Source organism: Neomelitea salexigens DSM 19753 (assembly GCF_000422345.1).
In the GTDB taxonomy this organism is placed as follows: Bacteria; Pseudomonadota; Gammaproteobacteria; order Pseudomonadales; family Spongiibacteraceae; genus Spongiibacter; species Spongiibacter marinus_A.
Window position 1 is genome coordinate 78,450 of record NZ_AULP01000001.1, and the last position, 21,321, is coordinate 99,770.

21 protein-coding genes and 1 tRNA gene are annotated in these 21,321 nt (G+C 54.0%); 7 read left to right on the forward strand and 15 right to left on the reverse strand.

The window, feature by feature from the left end; genetic code table 11:
- Window positions 1-11: 11 nt before the first annotated feature.
- The 6 genes from H573_RS0100360 to H573_RS0100385 all read right to left on the reverse strand — a co-directional run bounded on the left by H573_RS0100360 (window position 12) and on the right by H573_RS0100385 (window position 3,037).
- Window positions 12-575 carry an NUDIX hydrolase gene (locus H573_RS0100360; protein ID WP_027872541.1) on the reverse strand — a complete coding sequence of 188 codons (564 nt, stop codon included), beginning with the start codon at window positions 573-575 and terminating at the stop codon, window positions 12-14.
- A 31-nt stretch (window positions 576-606) separates the two neighbouring features.
- Entirely contained in the window at window positions 607-1,083 is a 477-nt protein-coding gene (locus H573_RS0100365) for a flavin reductase family protein (RefSeq protein ID WP_027872542.1), read from the reverse strand.
- Window positions 1,084-1,203: 120 nt separating this feature from the next.
- Complete coding sequence (gene moaE / locus H573_RS0100370; RefSeq protein WP_027872543.1) at window positions 1,204-1,647, reverse strand: molybdopterin synthase catalytic subunit MoaE; 444 nt, start codon at window positions 1,645-1,647, stop codon at window positions 1,204-1,206.
- Between the two features lie 8 nt (window positions 1,648-1,655).
- Window positions 1,656-1,904, reverse strand: a complete 249-nt coding sequence (gene moaD, locus H573_RS0100375) for a molybdopterin converting factor subunit 1 (protein WP_234701815.1) — start codon at window positions 1,902-1,904, stop codon at window positions 1,656-1,658.
- A complete protein-coding gene (gene moaC, locus H573_RS0100380; RefSeq protein ID WP_267878891.1) occupies window positions 1,891-2,388 on the reverse strand; it encodes a cyclic pyranopterin monophosphate synthase MoaC in 498 nt (165 codons plus the stop codon). Before moaC ends, moaD begins: the two co-directional genes overlap by 14 nt.
- 4 nt (window positions 2,389-2,392) lie before the next feature.
- Entirely contained in the window at window positions 2,393-3,037 is a 645-nt protein-coding gene (locus H573_RS0100385; RefSeq protein WP_027872546.1) for an MBL fold metallo-hydrolase, read from the reverse strand.
- Between the two features lie 225 nt (window positions 3,038-3,262).
- On the opposite strand from H573_RS0100385, the gene H573_RS0100390 reads away from it, so the two are divergent.
- A complete protein-coding gene (locus tag H573_RS0100390; RefSeq protein WP_084497800.1) occupies window positions 3,263-5,101 on the forward strand; it encodes an amidase family protein in 1,839 nt (612 codons plus the stop codon).
- An 18-nt stretch (window positions 5,102-5,119) separates the two neighbouring features.
- On the opposite strand, the gene H573_RS0100395 is transcribed toward H573_RS0100390, so the two are convergent.
- Window positions 5,120-5,446 (reverse strand): hypothetical protein, encoded by a 327-nt coding sequence (locus H573_RS0100395; protein WP_027872548.1) that lies wholly within the window; start codon window positions 5,444-5,446, stop codon window positions 5,120-5,122.
- Window positions 5,447-5,617: 171 nt separating this feature from the next.
- Between H573_RS0100395 and H573_RS0100400 the strand changes: the two genes are divergently transcribed.
- Window positions 5,618-5,705, forward strand: a tRNA-Ser gene (locus H573_RS0100400).
- A gap of 78 nt (window positions 5,706-5,783) precedes the next feature.
- On the opposite strand, the gene H573_RS0100405 is transcribed toward H573_RS0100400, so the two are convergent.
- A complete protein-coding gene (locus H573_RS0100405) occupies window positions 5,784-6,662 on the reverse strand; it encodes a hypothetical protein (protein ID WP_027872549.1) in 879 nt (292 codons plus the stop codon).
- A 15-nt stretch (window positions 6,663-6,677) separates the two neighbouring features.
- Entirely contained in the window at window positions 6,678-9,926 is a 3,249-nt protein-coding gene (locus H573_RS0100410; protein ID WP_027872550.1) for a type I restriction endonuclease subunit R, read from the reverse strand.
- Window positions 9,927-10,142: 216 nt separating this feature from the next.
- Between H573_RS0100410 and H573_RS0100415 the strand changes: the two genes are divergently transcribed.
- Together H573_RS0100415 and H573_RS0100420 are read left to right on the forward strand one after the other, a co-directional pair.
- Entirely contained in the window at window positions 10,143-10,589 is a 447-nt protein-coding gene (locus tag H573_RS0100415; protein WP_027872551.1) for a helix-turn-helix domain-containing protein, read from the forward strand.
- Window positions 10,590-10,595: 6 nt separating this feature from the next.
- Entirely contained in the window at window positions 10,596-11,165 is a 570-nt protein-coding gene (locus H573_RS0100420; protein ID WP_027872552.1) for a PIN domain-containing protein, read from the forward strand.
- Window positions 11,166-11,282: 117 nt separating this feature from the next.
- On the opposite strand, the gene H573_RS0100425 is transcribed toward H573_RS0100420, so the two are convergent.
- Window positions 11,283-11,891 (reverse strand): DUF6933 domain-containing protein, encoded by a 609-nt coding sequence (locus H573_RS0100425; protein WP_027872553.1) that lies wholly within the window; start codon window positions 11,889-11,891, stop codon window positions 11,283-11,285.
- Between the two features lie 287 nt (window positions 11,892-12,178).
- Here H573_RS0100425 and H573_RS19630 point away from each other — a divergent pair, with 287 nt between their 5' ends.
- Window positions 12,179-12,343, forward strand: a complete 165-nt coding sequence (locus tag H573_RS19630) for a hypothetical protein (protein ID WP_205618877.1) — start codon at window positions 12,179-12,181, stop codon at window positions 12,341-12,343.
- On the opposite strand, the gene H573_RS16390 is transcribed toward H573_RS19630, so the two are convergent.
- The 3 genes from H573_RS16390 to H573_RS0100440 all read right to left on the reverse strand — a co-directional run bounded on the left by H573_RS16390 (window position 12,340) and on the right by H573_RS0100440 (window position 15,987).
- The gene (locus H573_RS16390; RefSeq protein WP_051170768.1) at window positions 12,340-12,954 is read right to left on the reverse strand and encodes a virulence RhuM family protein; all 615 of its coding nucleotides are present in this window, start codon (window positions 12,952-12,954) and stop codon (window positions 12,340-12,342) included. The two genes, H573_RS19630 and H573_RS16390, sit on opposite strands and share 4 nt — an antisense overlap.
- A 62-nt stretch (window positions 12,955-13,016) precedes the next feature.
- A complete protein-coding gene (locus H573_RS0100435; RefSeq protein ID WP_027872554.1) occupies window positions 13,017-14,378 on the reverse strand; it encodes a restriction endonuclease subunit S in 1,362 nt (453 codons plus the stop codon).
- Entirely contained in the window at window positions 14,368-15,987 is a 1,620-nt protein-coding gene (locus H573_RS0100440) for a type I restriction-modification system subunit M (RefSeq protein ID WP_027872555.1), read from the reverse strand. Before H573_RS0100440 ends, H573_RS0100435 begins: the two co-directional genes overlap by 11 nt.
- A gap of 170 nt (window positions 15,988-16,157) precedes the next feature.
- On the opposite strand from H573_RS0100440, the gene H573_RS0100445 reads away from it, so the two are divergent.
- The gene (locus H573_RS0100445) at window positions 16,158-16,652 is read left to right on the forward strand and encodes a TIGR00645 family protein (RefSeq protein WP_027872556.1); all 495 of its coding nucleotides are present in this window, start codon (window positions 16,158-16,160) and stop codon (window positions 16,650-16,652) included.
- Window positions 16,653-16,702: 50 nt separating this feature from the next.
- Here the strand turns inward: H573_RS0100445 and rdgC are convergent, their stop codons facing one another.
- Together rdgC and H573_RS0100455 are read right to left on the reverse strand one after the other, a co-directional pair.
- The gene (gene rdgC / locus H573_RS0100450) at window positions 16,703-17,620 is read right to left on the reverse strand and encodes a recombination-associated protein RdgC (RefSeq protein ID WP_027872557.1); all 918 of its coding nucleotides are present in this window, start codon (window positions 17,618-17,620) and stop codon (window positions 16,703-16,705) included.
- A gap of 81 nt (window positions 17,621-17,701) precedes the next feature.
- Window positions 17,702-19,327 (reverse strand): hypothetical protein, encoded by a 1,626-nt coding sequence (locus H573_RS0100455; RefSeq protein WP_027872558.1) that lies wholly within the window; start codon window positions 19,325-19,327, stop codon window positions 17,702-17,704.
- 136 nt (window positions 19,328-19,463) lie between these two features.
- Between H573_RS0100455 and H573_RS0100460 the strand changes: the two genes are divergently transcribed.
- Window positions 19,464-21,314: a cation:proton antiporter gene (locus H573_RS0100460; RefSeq protein ID WP_027872559.1), complete on the forward strand. Its 1,851-nt coding sequence runs from the start codon at window positions 19,464-19,466 to the stop codon at window positions 21,312-21,314.
- The last annotated feature ends 7 nt before the right edge of the window (window positions 21,315-21,321 follow it).

A 21,321-nucleotide genomic window follows, 5' to 3' on the forward strand; every position in this document is an offset into this window, starting at 1 on the left:
CCGCGCAGCGGCTATTGGTCGAAGTTCCAGTTTACGTGCTTGGCCCAGAGGGGGCCGGGCTTACCCAGGCGAATGGGGTAATCGTTGCGCCGACGGTCTTCGAAATAATCTATCAAAATATCGGTAACCACCGGAAACGCCAGCTCGGACCAGGGAATGTCTTCTTCTCGGAAAAGCTTACTTTCCAGGCTTTCCGGACCGACGCCGAAATCGCCGTCGAGTTCACCGCGAAAAAATACATACACCTGATTGATATGGGGAATATCGAATAATCGATACAGGCTCTCGTCCTTCACTTTGGCGGCCGCTTCCTCACGGGTTTCCCTGAGAGCGCCCTCCAGCATCGTCTCGCCGTTTTCCATAAAACCGGCGGGAATCGTCCAGAAGCCCAACCGTGGCTCAATAGCGCGCCGGCAAAGCAGAACCTGATCGCCGATGGTGGGCAGGCAGCCCACCACCACACGGGGGTTTTGGTAATGAATAATGTCGCACTGAGTGCATGTATAACGTGGTCGGTCGTCTCCTTCCGGCACACGGAGTTCAACCGGCGCACCACACTCACTGCAAAACTTCATCTATACCGCTACTCCGCTGAGAGGCAAAGTCCTAGCGCAGTTCCTGATAGCCACCACCGTGGAAAACAAGAGGTTTACCAGTGGGACTCAGGTCCATTTCAGTAACTTTACCAACAAGAATCAAATGATCCCCGCCATCATAGCGCTGCCAGATATCACATTCAAAGCTAGTGAGTGCACCGCGCAGAACCGGCAGGCCACTTTTACCAATGCGGTAGTGATCCTTATCCAGTTGGTGAGCATCTTTCTTCGCATATTGGTTGGACAGGCCAACCTGCTCTTGGCTCAGTACGTTGACCGTAAAGCCATCGGCCGCTTCAAAGGCCGGGTAACATTCGGAGTCGTTACGCAGGCTCCACAACACCAGAGCCGGGTCCAGCGACACCGAGGCAAATGAATTAACCGTCATACCGAAAGGCTCATAGCCGCGTGGATTGGCGGTAATTACGCACACACCTGTCGCGAACTGACCGAGGGCATTGCGGAAGTTACGGGGATCGAAGCTCATAAATATCCTGTTATCTGTGATTCGCCGCCGACCTGCGTATGGGCCGGCGTGAGGAGCGCGTAGTATACCGTGGGAATGCATTCACCGATGCTGTTACAGCTCGTCCGAACGGCTGACGCCCTACCACCGCGCGGCGGCCCTATCGTCGCTTTCCCTGGCGTCCACCCAACGGCTCTCACCGTTGTGCAATTGTTCTTTTTTCCAAAATGGCGCCTGGGTTTTAAGGTAGTCCATAACGAACTCACAGGCTTGAAATGCTGCGTGACGGTGCGCCGCGCTCACCGCAACCAGTACAATCTGCTCGCCGGGCAGCACGGTACCAACTCGGTGGATAACGGTGCAGCCAAGCAAGGACCAGCGCTCACTCGCCTCTACCAAAATGCGCTCGATGCTGGACTCGGTCATACCGGGGTAATGCTCCAGGTGCATCGATGCTACTGTATCGCCCTGGTTGTTATCGCGCATTACGCCTACAAACTGCACAATTGCGCCGCTGGCGGTGCTGCGCAGTTGCGCTACTTCAGCGCCTGCATCGAAATCCTCAACCTGAACTAAAACTTTAATCACTTAACTTAACCTCCTGTAACTGGAGGAAAAAAAGCAACCTCATCACCCTCGGAAACAGGGCTTTCGTCGGCAGCAACTTGCTGATTAATCGCGCATAGCAAATTTTCCTGGGCGAACTGCTCGGCCCAACAATCATTACGCATGGACAGCTGTGCCTTAAGGTCGGCTACGGTGCCGGCGTAGTCAATTTCCAAGTCAGAGGTGCCCAAGGTTTCACGCAGTTTGGCAAAGAACAAGACCTTAATCATGGTCATGCCCCTCCGCCGACCACTCGCCGGAACGCCCGCCTCGCTTGCTGAGAAGGCGGATGCCCTCAATGCACATGCCTTTATCAACAGCCTTACACATGTCATAGATCGTCAATGCAGCCACAGATACAGCCGTTAGGGCTTCCATCTCGACGCCGGTTTGCGCAGCTAATTTACACCGCGCACGAATGTGCACGCACTGCCCTGCACTGTCGATGTCAAAATCGACCTTGACTGAAGACAGCATCAGCGGGTGGCACAGGGGGATCAAATCGCTGCATTTTTTTGCCGCTTGGATGCCAGCTAACCTGGCTACACCGAGCACATCACCCTTTTTATGATTGCCAGCGGCAACCATAGCCAGCGTTTCTGCTTGCATCACCACACGGCCTGTCGCCTCGGCTTCCCTGGCCGTTACCGCTTTATCGGTGACGTCGACCATGCTCGCCTGGCCCTGGGCATCAAAATGCGTGAACTGTTTTTCTTCCACGTGATCACCCATAGCGACTGTCAGCAACGAAGGGATTGGTCTGGCGTTCCTCGCCGAATGTCGAGGTCGGGCCATGGCCGGGGATGAAAGTGACATCATCCCCCAGCGGCCAGAGTTTTTCTCGAATGGACGCAATCAGGGTGTCGTAATCACCGCGCGGGAAGTCGGTGCGACCGATCGAGCCTTGAAATAACACGTCACCGACAATCGCCAGCTTACTCGGCGCATGAAAAAACACCACATGCCCCGGGGTGTGCCCCGGGCAATGACTGACCGCCAGCTGCTGGTTCCCGAAACTAACGGACTCACCGTCATCCAGCCAGCGGTCCGGTGTGAAGGCCTCCGCATGGGGAAAGCCTGACATCTGGCACCATTCAGGCAATTTGTCGATCCAGAATGCATCGTCCTTATGCGGCCCGATGATCTGCACCCCGTATTTCTGGCGCAAGGTATCTGCCGCCGCGCAATGATCCATATGGCCATGGGTCAGCAAAATCACTGACAGTTTGCCGCCCAACTGCTCCAACGCTGCCTCGATGCGGTCTATATCGCCGCCTGGATCAACCACCGCGGCCTGCCCCGTTTCTTCACAGAGCAGCACCGAGCAATTTTGCTGATATGCCGTTACCGGCACCATCGCACACTTCATTTTTTCTTCCACTTCGTTATTCCACATCTGGCGACAATGATAAGCAGTCGACTGGCAACTTCATAGCGCAAGCGGCGATAAATCGATACTGGCACGCTGTTTGCTGCTGTTTGGTGACTGTTACTGAGAAACCACAAACGTCGCAAACACTAGCCTAGCTAGCCATTTACACAGGGAGGTGAGCAGTTCGCCAGGAAGCGATACATTATTAGAGGTAATTTCACTATGCAGCGTGCATTCGCATACACCCTAGCCCCCATCGTCCTCGCACTTGCTGCGTGCGGCGGCTCGTCCAGCTCATCAAGTACCAGCGCGCCGCCCACGCCGCCTACCACTCCAGGTGGGGAATTTGTGCTGGAGGAAGCCACCACGGCGGACGTCCACGCGGCGCTTCGCGGCGATCTCAGCCTTGCCGATGGTCAGCGACTCACCTGCGAAGCCCTCGTTAATATGTATATCCAGCGAATCTTCGCCTATAACGACACCCCTCAACCAAACGGTGGACTGCCTATTCGCGGCGTGCTTGCTGTTAACCCCGACAGTATCGACCAGGCCAAGGCGCTGGATGCCCTCTATGCACGTGACGGTGGCATCGGCGACCGCCCGCTGCACTGTATGCCCGTTTTATTGAAAGACAACTACGACACCTACGATTACCCAAGCACACAGGGCTCCTACAGTATGCTCGGCCATCAGGCCGGGGTAGATGCCCACTCGGTTGCGGGCTTGCGACAGGCTGGAGCAGTCATTCTCGGCAAGGCCAATCAAGACGAATTCGCCTTTTTTACCACTGGCTTTTCCAATCGCGCCATCCAGGTAAGCAACCCCTATAACACCTCAGAAAGCCCCGCTGGTTCATCCTCTGGCACCGGCGCGTCTATCGCCGCCAACTTTGCCCTTGGCGGCACCGGTAGTGACACCTGCCAGTCAATTCGGCATCCCTCCTCAGTTAACGGCTTAGTGGGCATCCGCCCCAGTTTAGGTGTTATCTCTCAGCACGGTATCTTCCCTCTCAGCCACGAGCGCGACACCGGTGGGCCAATGACAAGAACGGTGCGTGACGCAGCGTTAATGCTCGATGCAATGGCGGGTGTTGATCCCCGCGACCCGAAAACCCTTCTCTACCCTGCCGAATTGCGGCCCGAAAGCTATATGAGCTTTCTGGACCGGGAAAAATATGGCCTGAAGGGAAGAAAAATTGGCGTGGTAAAACAGCTGGGTAGCAACAGCGATGCGGCAGGTACCGGCGCCCAGGGCGAACTGATTAGCGCCGCTGTTGAAAAAATGCGCGAATTGGGCGCAGAGGTCTATGACATCTACCTCCCCGATTTTGAGAGCCGCGGCGCGGGTTCACGGCACTATGATATGAACCAATACTTCCTCACCTTCGAGGAAGAAGGCGGAGACAGCCCCAGAGCCTGCGTAAGCAGCCTGGCGATTGCCACCAACGGCTCCGACTCCATCGCCCATGAGCGCGAGGCCTGCAGTGGCCTGGACGGCATACTTGAAACAGGCAGAGTGGGACCGCGCACGGCCGCGCTATTCGCGCTTGTTGCCGCAGACGACCCAAATCTTGCACCCAGCGAAGCCCAGCTCAACGGTCTGATAGAAATGCGTGACTACACCACCTCACTTATGGACGCCTTGGTCGATGAGTCAGGCGAACCGGTACTGGACGAAAGTGGTGCACAGGTACGCTTGGATGCGCTGATTTTGAGCCCAGGGCCGACCGGCGGCAGAACCTGCGATTTCGGCTCGACCACTCAAATGGGCTCAATCGTCGTGCCAGTCGGCTTTGACGACAGCGTTGGTGTACCACGAGGCATGGAAATATTCGTTCGTCAGTATGACGAGGGAACCGGACTTGCCATCGCTTACGACTACGAACAGGCAACTCTGCACCGTCAGCCCCCCAGTATTTCGCCCTCTCCCCTGACAGCGGACCAGAGCATTGCAGACTTCAATGCACGCATGCAGCAGGCCTTATCAGAGGCAATGACCGAAGCCCCTGAGAACCTGCCCATTGAGCATTACATTGAAGTTCTGGGAAATATTGGCGGCTAACACCGCCAGCAGAAAACCTTACTTATAAAACACCCGTCCCCGGTACACATGCTTTTTAGCGCCGGGGGCCGGGTTTTGCTGCTCATCAGTAGAGGGAATCTTATGTCCCCGGTAGGTAATCTCGGTAATAGCCTCCAGCGATTTTTTCTCCGCCGACTCTCGACCAGCGAGGCTGAGTAGCTCGCCGATGGTGTTTTTCGAGATAGGGTCGCGGGTGCGGGGCGCCAACGCCGACAAAATATCTAGCAATTCCGGATCGGCCAAACGAATACGAATGCCAAACTCGGCATACAATCTGGAGCGCAGCTTCTGAAGGCGCGACACCATCTCCGGGGTATACAACATTGGATATCCTTAGCCGCACAAGGCGTAGCGTGAATAAGCAGCAACGTCGACGCAAGAAATGTTCCACTCTTAGCGCAGCCGCATGCGTCAATGTAAATTCACAATTGCCAAGGCGTAGAAAATCCCTTAGAGTGTCGGCCCTCAAAACGCAGCCTCGGCTGTACCTGTTTTGGTGAGGTGTCTGAGTGGTCGAAAGAGCACGCCTGGAAAGTGTGTGTACGGCAACGTACCGAGGGTTCGAATCCCTCCCTCACCGCCATAAAAAATCATTAAAGCCCTGTTTTTACAGGGCTTTTTTGTTTTCGCTAATTGTTCAGACCGTCGCTCGACCCGTCACTTAATTAGAGGCTATTCGCCGAAACACCGTATCGTATACTTCATTCAATGCAGGGGTACGGCGTATCAGAGAGAGGTGGTCATCCATAGTCCAAGTCTCAGCGTCAACAGGCTTTCCGTCATGTGTTTCCAGAGCAATCCCCGCAATCGCGTATCGCCTAAAGACCTCCTTGAAGCTTTCATCATGCCCCGACTTAGTTAACTTCGCTTCAGCCAGGCGTCGGTCGGAAATCTTGCTAATGAGTGACACGGGAAAGAAAGCTAGATCAACAAAAGGCATACCCCTCTCAAACAGCTTGACCAGAGCAGATACAGGTATCGCGTGCTCTGCAATGAACGGCTCCGCTTCATCAAGATTTTTTTCAATATAAAGACAACCAAACCGCCTTGAGCCCGCAGCCATGCCGAGCACATTGTGAACTGCACGGAGGCGCCTATTGATTTCGTCTCTGATCTCTCGCTCGGCATTAAACTGAGATATACGCCGGATGGTGGCAATGTTCGCCTCACAAAGGGAGTTTATCTCTTGCACTAAATCTGCCGTAGACGCCCCTTTTTTCCCTCTGACGCCCGGCAGCCTATAGCGCTTTTCTTGCACAAATTTTCTAATTAGCGCAAGCAACTTTAGGGCCTCCGCCCTATCCCATCCAATGTCAGACTGGCGCCCTCGTCGTTGCTCGAAGAACAAGCACGCTCTTACCCTGCTAAGGCTTCTATGATCCTTGCTATTCGCAATCACCGCACAGCTGTCCCTACCAGAATCATCAGGAAATTCCGCGTAACCATTGAATGTAAGGGCGAACTCCTGCAGTTCAAAATCAGGTGCATCATCACCTGGAATATCAGCTAAGCGTAATTCTTGATTTGATATTTCTCTCATGCGCCCCGCTAAACCTCAGTTAGTGATGTCGTGCTGCTTAAAATTCTCCGCCTGCTCAAAGATCTCCTTGTAGACCTCATCGCGGTCTACCGGCGGGTAGCCGTGTTTGGCCAACACCAGTATCAGCCCGACCTTTAGCTCTGCCTTGATGTCATCGCGCTGGTTCCAGTCGGTGTATTTGACCTTGTCTTTCACTACGGCCTTCACTTCCTGAGCCAGTGGCAGCAGTTTGTCTTCGGGATAGCTGAAGTCGTACTTCACCGCTAGGCGCTTTAGGATGTCGTAGAAGGCCTTTTCTTCGATGTCGATACCCAGGTCTTCAAAGGAGGCGTACTCGTCCTTGAGGGCGTGGATCATGTCTATGATCTCAACCGAGAAGTCTTCGAGCACATCGCTGACCAGAACATCGTCTTCCTTGCGCTCGTTGTAGGCATCTACCAGTGCCTTGAAGCGCTTGGAAAAGTCTTGCGCCTGCACCTTGTTGACCTTCTTGAAGTCTTCAATGGCTTTGGCCAGTAGTTGCTGGAGGAGCTTGATTTTGGTGTTGGGCAGTTTGATCTTGTCGATCTTAGCCAAGTAATCAGGGTCGAACAGGTCGGAGACGCCCTCGCTTTCCTCGCCCATTTTGAAAATTTCTTCCACGCCATCGGCTTGCAGGGCGTCTTTAATCATTTCCCGCACTTTGGCATTCATCTGCGCGGTATCGGGTGCATTGCCCTTGGTGAGCTTAAAGACGATAGAGCGCACCGCCATATAGAAGTGGATCTGATCACGCTCAGCCTGAGTGATGCCCTCTGAGCCACTGCAGATGTCATAGGCTGCTTTCAGGCGCTTTACCAAGGCCATAAAGCGCTTCTCGATCTTATCGGTGACCTGCACAAACTCAGCAGCACGATTCAGGCAGTGCAGCTGCTGCACCGGGCTGCCGTGGTAGTAGTCGTTGGCATCAAACTTATGGAACAACTTGTTGAGCAAGTCCAGGTGGTCTTTCACCACCACAATGGAGTGGTTGATCTCTTCGATGTTCTGCTGATCAGCTTTGTTGTAGTGGGCCAGCGCCAGATTCATCTGCTTCTTGATGCCGATGTAGTCCACCACCAGGCCTTTGTCTTTGCCCTCGTACTTACGGTTCACCCGAGAAATGGTCTGAATAAGGTTATGGCGCTGGATGGGCTTGTCGATATAGATAGTGTCGAGGAACGGCACATCAAAGCCCGTCAGCCACATATCCACCACAATGGCGATCTTGAAGTTGGACTTGGGGTTCTTAAACTGGCGGTCCAGCTCTTTGCGGTATTCAGCGGTGCCAAGCATATCGTAGAGCGCTTTGGGGTCATCCTTGCCCCGGGTCATAATCATCTTCACCCGCTCTATGGGCTTGACCTCTTTCTGCTCTTGCTCGGTCAGCGTAGCGCCCGCCTCGCAGGCCAGCACCTCGTTCCACTCCGGCCGAAGGGCTATCACCTCCTGCCAGAAGTCGTAGGCGATCTCACGCTTGCTGCACACAAACATCGCCTTACCTTTAACGGTGGAGCCCTCTTCTAGCCGTGTTTCATAGTGCTGAACAAAGTCCACGGCCAGTGCCCGCAAGCGGTCGGGGTCGCCCAATATGGCGCTCATATTGGCGCTGGCTTTCTTGCTCTCTTCTATTTGGTAGTCGCTGGCGCCCTCTTCGGCGCACTCAGCGTAATACTGCTCGATTTCTTCCAGTTTGCTGTTGTCCAGCAGCACCTTGGCCGCGCGGCCCTCGTACACAATCCGTACGGTGATCTCATCTTTCACCGACTCGGTCATGGTGTAGCTGTCGATCACCTCGCCAAACACATCCAGGGTGGCGTCGATGGGGGTACCGGTAAAGCCCACATACGTGGCATTGGGCAGCGAGTCATGCAGATACTTGGCAAAACCAAACGTCCGACTCACGCCCTTCTCAGTGACCCGCACCTTTTGGTCCAGGTTCACCTGGCTTCTGTGCGCCTCGTCTGAAATACAGATCACATTGCTGCGGTCGGTGAGCAGCTCGGCATCTTCGGTGAACTTGTGAATGGTCGTCAGGAATACCCCGCCACTGCTGCGCCCTTTTAGCAGCTCTCGCAACTTGGCGCGGCTCTCCACACTCACGATGGTCTGATCGCCCACATAAGTTTTGGCATTGGTGAACTGCTTGGAAAGCTGATCGTCCAGGTCGGTGCGATCGGTAATCAGCACAATCGTCGGGCTCTCAAAGGCCAGGCTCTTCATCAGCAACCGGCTAAGAAACAACATGGTGTAGCTTTTACCGCAGCCGGTGGCACCAAAGTAGGTGCCGCCCTTGCCATCACCCTCTGGCTTGCGGTGACGCAGAATGTTCTCGTAGAGCTTGGTGGCCGCGTAGAACTGGGGGTAGCGGCAAACGATCTTCTCTTCTTTCTTGGACACATCCGGGAAGTAGATAAAGTGACGCAGCACCTCCCGCAAGCGACGCTGGTCGAACAAGCCTTCCAACATGGTGTGCAGAGCATTGATGCCATCTTGCTCGATGGTTTCATCGCCGGTGACTTTGCGCCAGGTGTAATAGAAGTCGTAAGGTGCAAACAGTGAGCCCACCCGGCTGTTCACGCCATCACTGATGACACACAAGGCGTTGTACTTCATCAACTCGGGAATATCGCGCTTGTAGCGGGTGGTCAGCTGCACATAGGCATCATGGATTGTTGCCTCTTCTCGCACCGCGCTCTTGAACTCAAACACCACCAAGGGCAAACCATTGATGTAGAGCACCGCATCGGGAATACGCGTCTCGTTGCCCTCAACCGTTAACTGGCTGACTACCCGGTAGGTATTCCAGTCATCGCGCTCCAGGGCATAGCCTTCTTCGTCATGTGCTATTACGGCATCCAGCGAGTCGGGGTCAGGCATTCTCGCCTCGGGCAGCCCCACGTAATCAATGAGCTGAATGTAGAGGTCTTTCTGGCTTTTGTGCCGGGCATCAGCCACGGCTTCGCGTTTGAGCAAAAAACCATCAGCCACCAAGCGGTGAATCGCCCGGTTAGAGTCATACAGGTCAGCCGCAGAGAAGGCCTCAAGCTTGCGAATAATGGCGTCGATTTCACCTGAGGTGATGTTGTCGCTGGCATAGCGGCGCATCAGATACGCCCGCAGGTCGTCTTTAAGCAACACCTCCCTCGTGTCGCGGGCTAGCTCACCACCCAGGCTATGGGGGTAACCCTGCTCACCCAGCAGGTCGATAATGGCTATCTCCAGCATGGCTTCATTAAAGCTCATCTATCACTTCATCCTTGTGCCAATTCGCCATTCCTGCACCGATTTATTAGACGTACGGCTCAGCGTTGGTGCAAAGCTTGGATGTTACCGCGACTTCGATTACCCGTGGAAGGAAAGCCCTTATTTTTCATTTTGTTTATTTCGTTTATTTCGTTTATATTGAGCAGACAATAGGCCACTGGCCGTGCGGCAATCTTGCCACGTAGGAGGAAAACCATGAACAATGTATTGCACATGCCTAATCCAACGGAGGTTGAGCAAGCTAAAGAGAGCAGCCGGACTCTTTCTAAGTACACCGATGCTGAGCGAGTACAGCTATCGTTAAAGGGCAGTAACGGCGAGTCCGATGACTTGGTTTTGCCCGGTCATGTCCTGCAAATACTGCTGGATGTGCTGGCAGAGATGTCCAAAGGTAACGCAATCAGCCTTGTCCCCCATCACCAAGAAATCAGTACTCAGGAAGCGGCAAATCTACTGAACGTCAGTCGCCCCTTTCTGGTGGGCTTGCTGGAAAAGGGTGAGATCCCCTTCCGGAGGGTCGGCGCGCACCGCCGGGTACTGCTCACAGACCTTATGGCGTACAAGGAGCAAACACAGCAAAAGCGGAACGACGCACTGAATCAGCTAACAGCACTATCTCAGGACGAAGGTATGGGGTACTAGAGACCCATGAGCAAGTTTACCGTGGTATTTGATGCTTGCGTGCTGTATCCCGCACCGCTGCGGGATACCTTAATGCGGTTGGCAATGATTGACCTATTCAAGGCACATTGGACCGATCATATCCACGAGGAATGGATTCGCGGACTGCTCCGCACAGGCCAGCACAGCCGAGACAAACTGGAAGCCACTCGTCAGCTGATGGATACACACATCTTGGACGCGAAGGTAAGCGGTTATGAAGGCCTGATAGACACCTTAGAACTGCCAGATCCAGACGACCGTCATGTATTGGCTGCGGCTATCCGCTGCAATGCAGATGCCATAATCACCATGAACCTAAAGGACTTTCCGGAACACAAACTTCGCCCCTTTGGCATTGAAGCCCTGCATCCGGACGAATTCATCTTCTACCAAATTGATATGGCACCTGGGCCATGCTGCTCAGCCCTTCGCCAACAACGTCTGGCGCTAAAAAGCCCAACAATGAACGTTGAGACCTTTTTGGCGACACTACAAAGACAGCAACTCCCGCAAACAGTGTCTTTGCTTAAAGACTACATCTCACTGCTCGACTAACAGCACTAAATAATGACAGTTCTTCCAATTTTTCTTCCTTAAAGAACCTTCCGTTTATACCGATCCCTATGGCTAGCTTCTTACAACCGCCCCACTAGCGCGCTTACATCGTACTTATTATCTGTGAGCGTCCAAACTAATCACATTGTCTGGTATCGGGCCAGACAACGCTGCCTGATCCAGTAACGCAAAAAACTCCCGGTCCGGCCAAACACAGTCTTTTCGTCCTTTGACGCTACAAGGCCGGTGGGCTAGCCAAGCACTAAGCCGATAGCCTGTAATTTCAGCAAGGTTAATCGAATCGTAGTAGAGCATATGCTCGATATCACTCGCCATCCGATTCATTGTGCCCTGCACCGAGCGGTCGCAGACCGAATCCACCTGCAATCGATGCAGCATTTCGGCGGCCAGCGCCATCTGTCGGTCGTTGGCGCCACATTTCAGCAAAGTATTCATCAAGGCATCACTAAACCACCAATCCAGGTTCGCCAAGTCTGCTTTTTTCAAGGCGGGAATAAATACCGGAAAGCGCGTTTGATCATGCACCAGTAATACGCAGTTGCGCCGCTGTAGCGTCAACAGATTCGCATGCCAGCTACCCAATGGGCTGGGAGCAGCATCATCCCGCTCGGCAAGGTAAATCGTCTTTTCCCTCAGTGGTAATAGGCCCGCCTCGTTCACCGGCAGCTTCGCCATTAACTTCTTGGTGGCATGAATGGTCATCATAGTGACAGTTTCCCGAGCAACTACCCGGTTTTTACAGATAGTTGGATTTGCAATGAAATAAGATAGTCTTTATTTTTCAACCGGTTAGAAGGCTTCGCGCACCACCATGGGGTTTGCTATGAAATACCTTTAGGCCCAAGCGGGAATGTAGCGAGCCTATCGCTTGGATTCTATTGGGTTTTGGCCTCTTTAAGCCCCAGAATCTTCGATTCCGATGATGCCGTTCGCCAAAGATCAACTTGTTCAGCACTGATATTCATGGGCTAAATTGCCTTTTAATGATAACGATGAACTACCGAGAAGTGCTCGGCAGTTGGCGCAAAATTGGCGACAACTGCCCCGAGATCCAGCTCGTCTTCCTGGAACACCATGTTCATGTGCTTACCTACGGTTTCCACACTCCATCCAAACAAAGTGCTGGCTTCGCCTTTGGTGATCAACTGCTGCTTTAACGCCAGCAAAGCCTGCATACCCTCTGGCAGGGCAATGTGCCGCCGCTCTGCCCATCAGGCTCTTCCAGTAGCCCCTCGTCATAGCGCTGCAGCCAGAGAAAGGTCTGGGTATAGCGAGAGACAATATCCACCAAGCCACGGCCCGCCTCACTGCTCAGCTCCGGGCGCTTCGCCGTGCGCTGAATCAACAACAAGGCCTGCTCTAACTCGGCCGCATTGCGCTCAAAGCGCGCCTTATCCAGCGCATAGCCTTGAGTCAGGTATTCCCGCAGCACACGAGTAGACCACTGCCGAAAACGCGTGGCTTGACTGGAGTTTACCCGGTAACCCACAGAAATAATGGCATCGAGATTGTAGTGCGTCAGAGTTCGACGTACCTGCCGCTTACCTTCCTGACGAACTACCGAGAAATCCTCGGTAGTTGCCCCCTCATCCAACTCCTTGTCTTGATAGATGTTCTTCAAGTGAAGACCAATATTGTCGGTAGAGGTGGCAAACAGCTCCGCCATCTGGCTCTGAGTTGCCCAAAGGGTCTCGCCCTGCAGGCGCACCTCCACTTGCTGTTGGTCGGTTTCAAAGATAAGCAGTTCATTCATCGGATTGGTGCTCATATCGCCGCCCTGCGATCGCTACACAGGCAAAACACCATCATGCCCAACGCCCAACCCATACGCTATAGCGCCTCGGCCAGCTGCTTTTCTGCCTCGGGAATGCGGAGTTCACCGGAAAGGAGTTTGGGGAGAAGGGTGTCCCTAATTTTAACCAACACCCGAAGTTCCTTATAATTTCCAACAAGTCGTCCATGCATCGGGCCAGTGATCTTGGAGAACGCACTAATCGCAGAATGACTAGCCTTGAGGGTGACAAACTTATCAATGTCCTTTTTCCCTAGATGGGCAACCGTCGTACCCACCTGAGCTAACTCTTCAAGCGCCAAAAGGGGGGAAAGAGAAAATTGCACATAAAAGCTATTTATATAGTCTGCTCGAGGCCTAGCCAAAAACAATCGCTGGTTGAGATAGCCATCTTCTCCGGACCACAGTACAGGCCTAAACTCCGCATCCATGCCCACTACGACATCACCACCTGTTATAAGAGTTGCCTTCGGATGCAATTCCTCACTCCACATCTGCGGAGTCCCCGTCTTTAGGTCTCTGATCCGAATAATCGGCCGCCCCTGTCTATCCTCATTAAACTGCTTTGAGGAAAAAGGGGCGCCATAAACAACTTCTGCCAACTCGTAGATGCTGCCAACCTCCCACCCCTCCGGCACCCACCCCATTTCCTCGGTAAACACAAAGCGATCGGGGAATTGCTGTTGTAGGCCATCTGGCAGGGGTTTGCGCTTATCTCCCAGGGCTTGGCGCTTGGCAGCTTTCGCTTGCAGAGCGTCGGGGATGTCATTGCCCGCCGCCAGCGCGTTGTCGATAACGGGGTCAAAGTCCACAAACCAACTTTTGAAGAGAGCCTGCGCCATGGACTCCAGCGTGGTGTTGATCTGGCGATTGAGTTCGATTTTGTCGTCTAAGGACTTCAGGTATGAAGCAATTACGCGCTGTTGTTCCCGCGCGGGAAACTCGATGGCCAGCTTACCTATCATTTCGTTGTTCAAGCTGGCTCTAGTGGACATAGTTGAGAAAGACAGCATTGTCTGCCGAAACATAGGGCTACGCAGATAGTAACCAACGTACTCCGGCACCAGGTCGTTCGACTCTTTCGGTCTCAGGCGTTTAGTAAAGCCATTGAATGTGGCATTAGGATAGTCTTTTAAGGCCACTGAGCTCATACCTAACTCGTCCATCGTTTCGCTGGTACGAGTTAGAAAAACGTCTCCGTATAAGACCGAGCACTTTACCTGTTCCTTCTCATTAGACTGCACTAATTGCGACAGGTTGGAGGGCACAAAAGCGTTGTTAAAAACGTCCTTGAAAGCCAAAAAAGGGAACCCTGAACCAAAGTCCTTTGCTGGCTTGGAAAGACCTGAACTAACATCATACAGATCAAGAAGCCGAGCTGATTGCCACTCACCGCCCATACCCAAGCCCCGCCAAATTCTCCCGAATCACCCCATCCAGCGTCGAAGCCTCATCCATCTGTTTATAAAGCGTCTGGGTAAGCTCCGCCATCTTCACCTCAAAGGGAATGCCGTCATCTTCGATCTCAGCCGCGCCCACATAGCGCCCTGGCGTTAGCACATAGTCATTGGCTTTGATGTCGTCCAGCGTGGCAGCTTTGCAGTAGCCGGGCTTGTCTTCATAACTGGCATCCTTCGCTTCACCGCGCCAGGCGTGGTAAGTGCGGGCAATCTCAGCAATGTCATCACCGGTGAGTTCTTTGTGGGTGCGGTCGATCATGCTGCCCATATTGCGGGCGTCGATAAACAGGGTTTCACCCTGGCGGTCACGGTGGTTACTGTCTGGGTGGCCGGGTATGGCCTCCGCCTTTTTGTTTTTGGTGATAAACCACAGGCAAACGGGAATCTGGGTGGTGTAGAACAGTTGGCCCGGCAGCGCGATCATGCAGTCCACCAAATCGTTCTCGATCAACTTTTGGCGAATGGCGCCCTCGCCCTTGGTATTGGTGCTCATAGAGCCATTAGCCAATACAAAGCCCGCGACGCCGCGATCAGACAGTTTGGACACCATATGCAGTATCCAGGCGTAGTTGGCGTTGCCCACCGGCGGCACGTCGTAACCTGACCAGCGCGGGTCGTCGGTGAGTTCATCGGCGCCGCGCCACTGATCCAGGTTAAAAGGCGGGTTGGCCATAATGAAGTCGGCCTTGAGGTCCGGGTGCTGATCTTTAAAGAAGGTATCGGCGGGCACCTCGCCCAAGTTGGCGGAGATGCCCCGAATAGCCAGGTTCATCTTGGCCAGCTTGTAGGTGGTGCTGGTTTGCTCCTGACCGTAAATGGAGATGTCTTTCTTGTTGCCCTGGTGGTTGTCGATAAACTTAACGGACTGCACGAACATACCGCCCGAGCCACAACAAGGGTCGTAGATTTTGCCGTGGTAGGGCTCGATCATTTCCGCCAGCAGGTTAACCACGCACTTAGGGGTATAGAACTCGCCCCCGCCCTTGCCCTCGGTGGCGGCAAACTTGCCCAGGAAGTACTCATACACCCGCCCGACAATATCCAGCTCGCTGGCAGCCTGCTGCTCCGGGCTGGCCATATCGCTGCGCACCAAAGTGTCGATATTGTTGATGGAGTCGATCAGCGCCGACAGCTTGCTCACATCAATACCCAAGCGTGAGAAATAGTTGTCGGGCAAGGCGCCTTTCAGTGCAGGGTTGCTCTTCTCCAGAGTGTGCAGGGCAGTGTCGATTTTCACCGCGATGTCGTCTTGCTTGGCCTGCTTCTGGATAGATGACCAGCGGGCTGCTTCTGGCAGGTAGAACACGTTTTTCATGGTGTAGAACTCCACCATGTCCACGTAGTCGCCCTGCCCCTCGTCAATGAGCTGCTGCTTGCGCTGCTCGAAGGTGTCACTGACAAACTTGAGGAAGATCAGGCTGAGCACCACGTGCTTGTACTCAGAGGACTCCACCGTGCCGCGCAGCTTGTCGGCGGTGTCCCACAGGGTTTGCTCAAAGCTCTTTTGTTTAGCGGGGGCTTTCTTTTTGGCAGTTTTTGTCCTGGCCATTCGGCTTCCTTACTTGGATTGGCAGTATCTATTGGCAGAATCTAGGGGCTCTGATTGTAGCAGGCAGGCGGGCATTTTATCCGTTGAGTCTCCGCGGTATCACCGTTATTATCGCGCCCAACTGCCTGTTGGCCAATAACCCTTCGTTTTAATACAGAGTCTTTACCGCCATGGAAAAAATGTTTGAAAAACTCATGTATTCATCCCGCTGGATCATGGCGCCGATCTATCTCGGCCTCAGCCTGGTCTTGCTTGCTCTTGGCATCAAATTTTTCCAGGAAATTTTCCATGTGTTTCCGCATATTCTCTCGATGAAGGAAGCAGATTTAATTCTCGTCACCCTGTCGTTAATCGACATCGCCCTGGTGGGTGGCCTGATTGTGATGGTGATGTTTTCCGGTTACGAAAATTTTGTTTCCCAGCTGGATGTCGATGATGACGCCGATAAGCTTGGCTGGCTCGGCAAGTTGGATGCGGGCTCACTTAAGAACAAGGTCGCGGCTTCTATCGTGGCAATTTCGTCTATTCATCTGCTTAAGGTATTCATGAACGCCAAGCAGATCGATAACGATAAAATTATGTGGTATTTATTGCTGCACATCACCTTTGTGGTGTCTGCTTTTGCGATGGGCTATCTGGACAAGATCACCCGCAGCGGCAAGTAAGGCAATGCGCTGGTCTGCATGATCAGCGCATTACTGCATGCTATGGCGCACTATGCGGCGCCCTCTTCCACCTCTTCGCCGCCAAAGGCGGCAATGACTGCCGGGATAAATTTCGCAAATTCGCCCGCCATAATGCTGAAGTCTGCATCGAATTGCTCGGCCATGGTATCGGCATTGATGTCGTCGGCGCGCTCACGGATCAAGTCACCAAACGCAATACGCTTTATACTCAGCTGATCATCAACCACGAAATCGATCCCGCCGGTCCATGTCATGGCCAACTTGCTGACAAACATACCAGACTGCAAATGGCTTTGAATTTGCTCCGAGGACAAGTCTTGGTTTTTGGCGCGAATGACGGCCGTTTCATCAGCGCGATCACGCAATTCACACTCTCCGCCTAATTCAAAACCGGTTGGCGCTGCGCCGGCAACCCATTCGGTCAGACAATGCTGAGCAGTGTTCTTAGCTTTCAAAGGAATGACGGGCAAACTGCCAAGGGTCTCGCGCAACAGGGTGAGAAGCTCCTCGGCCTTTTTGTGGGAGGCGCTGTCGACAAACAGCAAGCCCGCTTCAATGTCGATATAGGCGTACAGCTTTCTGGATCGCGAAAAAGCGCGCGGCAGCAGGTCGAAAACAATCTCTTCCTTCATATCCGTTCGCTCTTTTCGGCCCGGCTTGCGCCCGTCAGCTTCTTGAATTTCGCGAATTTTTTCATCGAGCACTTCGTTAACCACGGCGGCAGGCAAGACTTTTTCCTGCTGTTTAACACACAACATGACGCAGCCGTTTGCCGCGTGCAGATACTCGCTGCCGGCGTCGCCTAGGGGCTTGCTCCATCCATAGCTCGACTGCTCCTGGCTCGAACAAGGGTGGAATGCCGCGGCACTGAGCTTTTCATTAAGTTCTTCCAGGCTGGTGCTAAAGGGACGGGTAAAACGGTAGACGAGCAGATTTTTAAACCACATAAAATCGATAATTCCAGTATAAAAAAGGCGGCAAAAAGGCCGCCCATTGTAGAGTTTTTTGCCGCCGACACCAGCGCTAGCTTACTGGCTATTGGCGCCAAACTCGGCCTGCATTGCGTCGCATCGGTTAATACCGTAGGCCTGCTGACATATCTGCGCAATGGTCACATCGGCCTGTAGGCGGCACTGCCAGCGCAATGCATCAAAGCTCTCACCCTGACTCCGGCAAAAGCGCAGCGCCTGCTCTGCATGCAGCGCTTCCAGTTGTTCGCTGTAGTGCTGGTGTTTGGCAAGCAGCGCACGGCGCAGGGTTGAGATATCCTTCGCACTGCGGCGCGATGCCCAAGGCCAACGGGAGAGCAGCGCATTAGAGTCTTGCTGCCAGCGCTGATAAAGGCTCAAGGCGCCGGGCAATTGCTTGACGGCATCCGCCGCTGGTTGCTGATAGGCTTTCACCAGTGCAGATTTCAGCGCTTCCGCCCGGCGCGTGTTTAGACTCCCTACCCCCTTGGCTTTAAATATCTGCTCCAGGCGCTCAGCGTCGTTGGCTGTTAGGCCATTGAGCGCGGCGTGCTGACTTTCAGATGGCGCGCTTCCCTCGCTGCCTTCGAGCCGGTGGCTGATAAAACGCGGCTCGCCAGCACTAAGCTGCTCAATACCTACGCCAACAGCTTGCCCGTGCTGTGCGTGGTGGGCGGCGCGCAATTGACCGTAATGCCAGTCTAAATACAGACCGTGGGGGCGCAATACCCCCTGCAATAAGGCCTCGGCATCCACCTCAAATTCTGAGGTATTACCGTGGTGCATGATGCGTACTTTGTGGAAGCGGCCGCTGTTATCGATCTGGCTGCTGGCAATACTGAGCACAGAGGCCGGCAGGCTTTCACTCAATGCATAGAAATTGCCACTGTCGCAGTCGTAGGCATAGACGTTGATCAGTTGCTGGGGGACGGTGAGGTTTGGCGCTTCGCAACCGCCGATAATGCTAACCCGCTCAAAGCTGCCCGGTTCAAAGTAAAAGTAGTGACTGCGCTGGTCGGGTAATTGATAGTTAAAATACTGGCGCTCAATAACATAACGCTGGCCGCTACTGAGTTCACGGCGAATTTGTGCAACACCGCGCGGCAGGCCGTCTTGATAGTTGGCTTTGACAATGAAGGGCCCCGACACGGGACGGTAGATACTCAACAGTCTGCGGGGGGCGTTAGCGGGGCTGATATCGCGGCGATACTGGCGATACTGCTGTTTGCCCTCCATGGCAAACAACGGCGGCGATATGCGAAACACCGCTGCCGGATATTGGCTCACCCATTGGCTCTTGTGTGACTCAGCCAATACGCGTTGTTTGCTATCGCTCAAAACAAACGCGCCGCGAAAGCGTAACTGCCGCTCGCTGGCGTTATACCGAAACCGGCCATCCAAAGTGAGTGTGAGCGGCTCCCCGAAGCGATCAGAATACACCTGGGTCAGCACACCTTCTTTTGGAAAGCCAGCATCGTCAAAGCGACCGCTAAATTCGCTGCGACTGGCGCTAAACACCAATTTCCCCTCGCGCGGCATGTCGCCATTCATCCGGCCTTCAAACACTACGCTGCCCGCATCACCATCGAACAGCACGCGCTCCTGAGTAGGCAGAGCACAGGCCGACACGAGCAATACACTGGCTAAAAAGCTGTTGCGAAAAACACCCAAGGAACTACATTTCATTTCATTATCTCTTTACCCTGCGTCATCCTAGCCCGGTATTTGTGCGTAGACGTTGATCGCTGTCGCGTCTTTACTGTCTACCTCGCTTCATGCCAATGTGGCGGGCTGTAACGCAAGTTTTTAATTTTGGTGGTTTATGACCCTTACTCTGGTCAGCATTCTGGTTTTAGGTATTTTCTGTCAATGGCTGGCGTGGCGGTTCCGCCTGCCGGCCATTGTACTACTCGCTGCGGGTGGCCTGATACTTGGCCCACTCAGCGGCTGGATCTCGCCGCTGGACGACTTTGGCGACGGTTTAAAAGCCGTTACCTCACTGTTTGTAGCGATCATCCTCTTTGAGGGGGGACTGAACCTTCAGTTCCACGAATTGCGAGAAACCGCAAAAGTTACGCGGCGACTCACGTCCCTCGGGGTGATTTTTGCGTGGCTGCTGGGCACCGCCGCCGCCCATTGGGTTGGCCAGCTCAGTTGGGGCGTCTCGGCGCTACTCGGGGCGATTTTAGTGGTCACTGGCCCCACGGTAATCATGCCGCTGTTAAAACACGCCAAACTAAACCGGCGCACCGCGTCTTACCTGAAGTGGGAAGGTATTATCAACGACCCCATCGGGGTGCTGCTCGCGGTGCTGGTTTACCAGTACTTGCTGTACTCGGGTGAAGGCCCAGCGATCGGCCACGTATTAACCAGTCTGGGCCTGGCCATCAGTGTATCGCTGCTATTGGGCGGCGGCATTGCCTACGGCCTGGGAGTGAGCTTTCGTCAGGGCTGGATACCGGAATACTTGAAAGCGCCAGTAATCATCGCGTCGGTACTGGCGGTATATGCTCTGGCGGACTTGGTGCAGCACGAATCCGGCCTGCTGGCGACAACCCTGATGGGCATTGTGATGGGCAATATGCGCCTGCGCAGTCTGGATGAAATGCGGCGCTTTAAAGAGTATTTAACACTGATACTCGTGTCATTTTTGTTCGTGGTCCTCACCGCCTCACTCACCATGGAATCCATTCGCGCGATACACCCTCCGCTGATATTTATGGTGCTGGCGTTTCTGTTTGTGGTGCGCCCTCTCGCGGTGTACCTGGCAACGATCGGCGCGGGTGGCGACTGGCGCGACCGATTGTTAATTGGCTGGATCGCCCCTCGCGGAGTGGTGGCGGCGGCCTCTGCAGGTGCATTTTCACCAGCGTTGATCGATGCCGGCTTTAGTGATGCTCAGTATCTGGTACCCGCCGTCTTTATGTTGATATTTGTGACGGTACTTGCCCACGGCTTCTCATTGGGACCCCTCACCCGCCTACTGAAATTAGGCTCGCCGGGCAAAGGCCGCATCTTGATTGTCGGCGCCTCACCGTGGGCCATAGAACTCGCACTGGAGCTGAAGAACCTAAAGCAGGATGTGATCATCGCCGACAGCGAGTGGGCGCGATTACAAACGGCCCGTCAGCGCGGTATTGAAACCTGGTTCGGCGAAGTATTGTCCGATATGGCCGAGGAAGCGATGGCGCTGGACAACATATACACCGTGCTGGCGGCCACAGGTAACAACCATTACAACTCCATGGTGTGTAACCACTACGCCCCCCATATTGGACGCCACCGCGTTTTTCAGCCCCACGACAGTGGCAGCGAGCGCGAAAAACACCAAGTCCCCGAAACCCGTCGCGGAATCACCGCATTTTCAAGCAATGTATCCTACGCCGAAATGTGGACCCGGCTCATTCGCGGTTGGGGCTTTCGTAAAACCAGTATCACGGAGAGCTTCGACGAGTCCCAGTTTCTCAGCAGCCTGCCAGACGAGGCAGTGCAACTGGCCCTAATTCCGGAAAGTGGCAAGCTGGAGTGGTTGAGCAAATCCAGTCGCCGCTTGCAAAACGGCGACACAGTGATCAGCTTCGTGCCGCCGGATGCAAAGAAACTGACGACTAAACCCGAGGTGGTAACCAGTACTAAGCGCGACGGCGGCGCACCTGTGGACCTTCCGGCCTAGGGCTGCC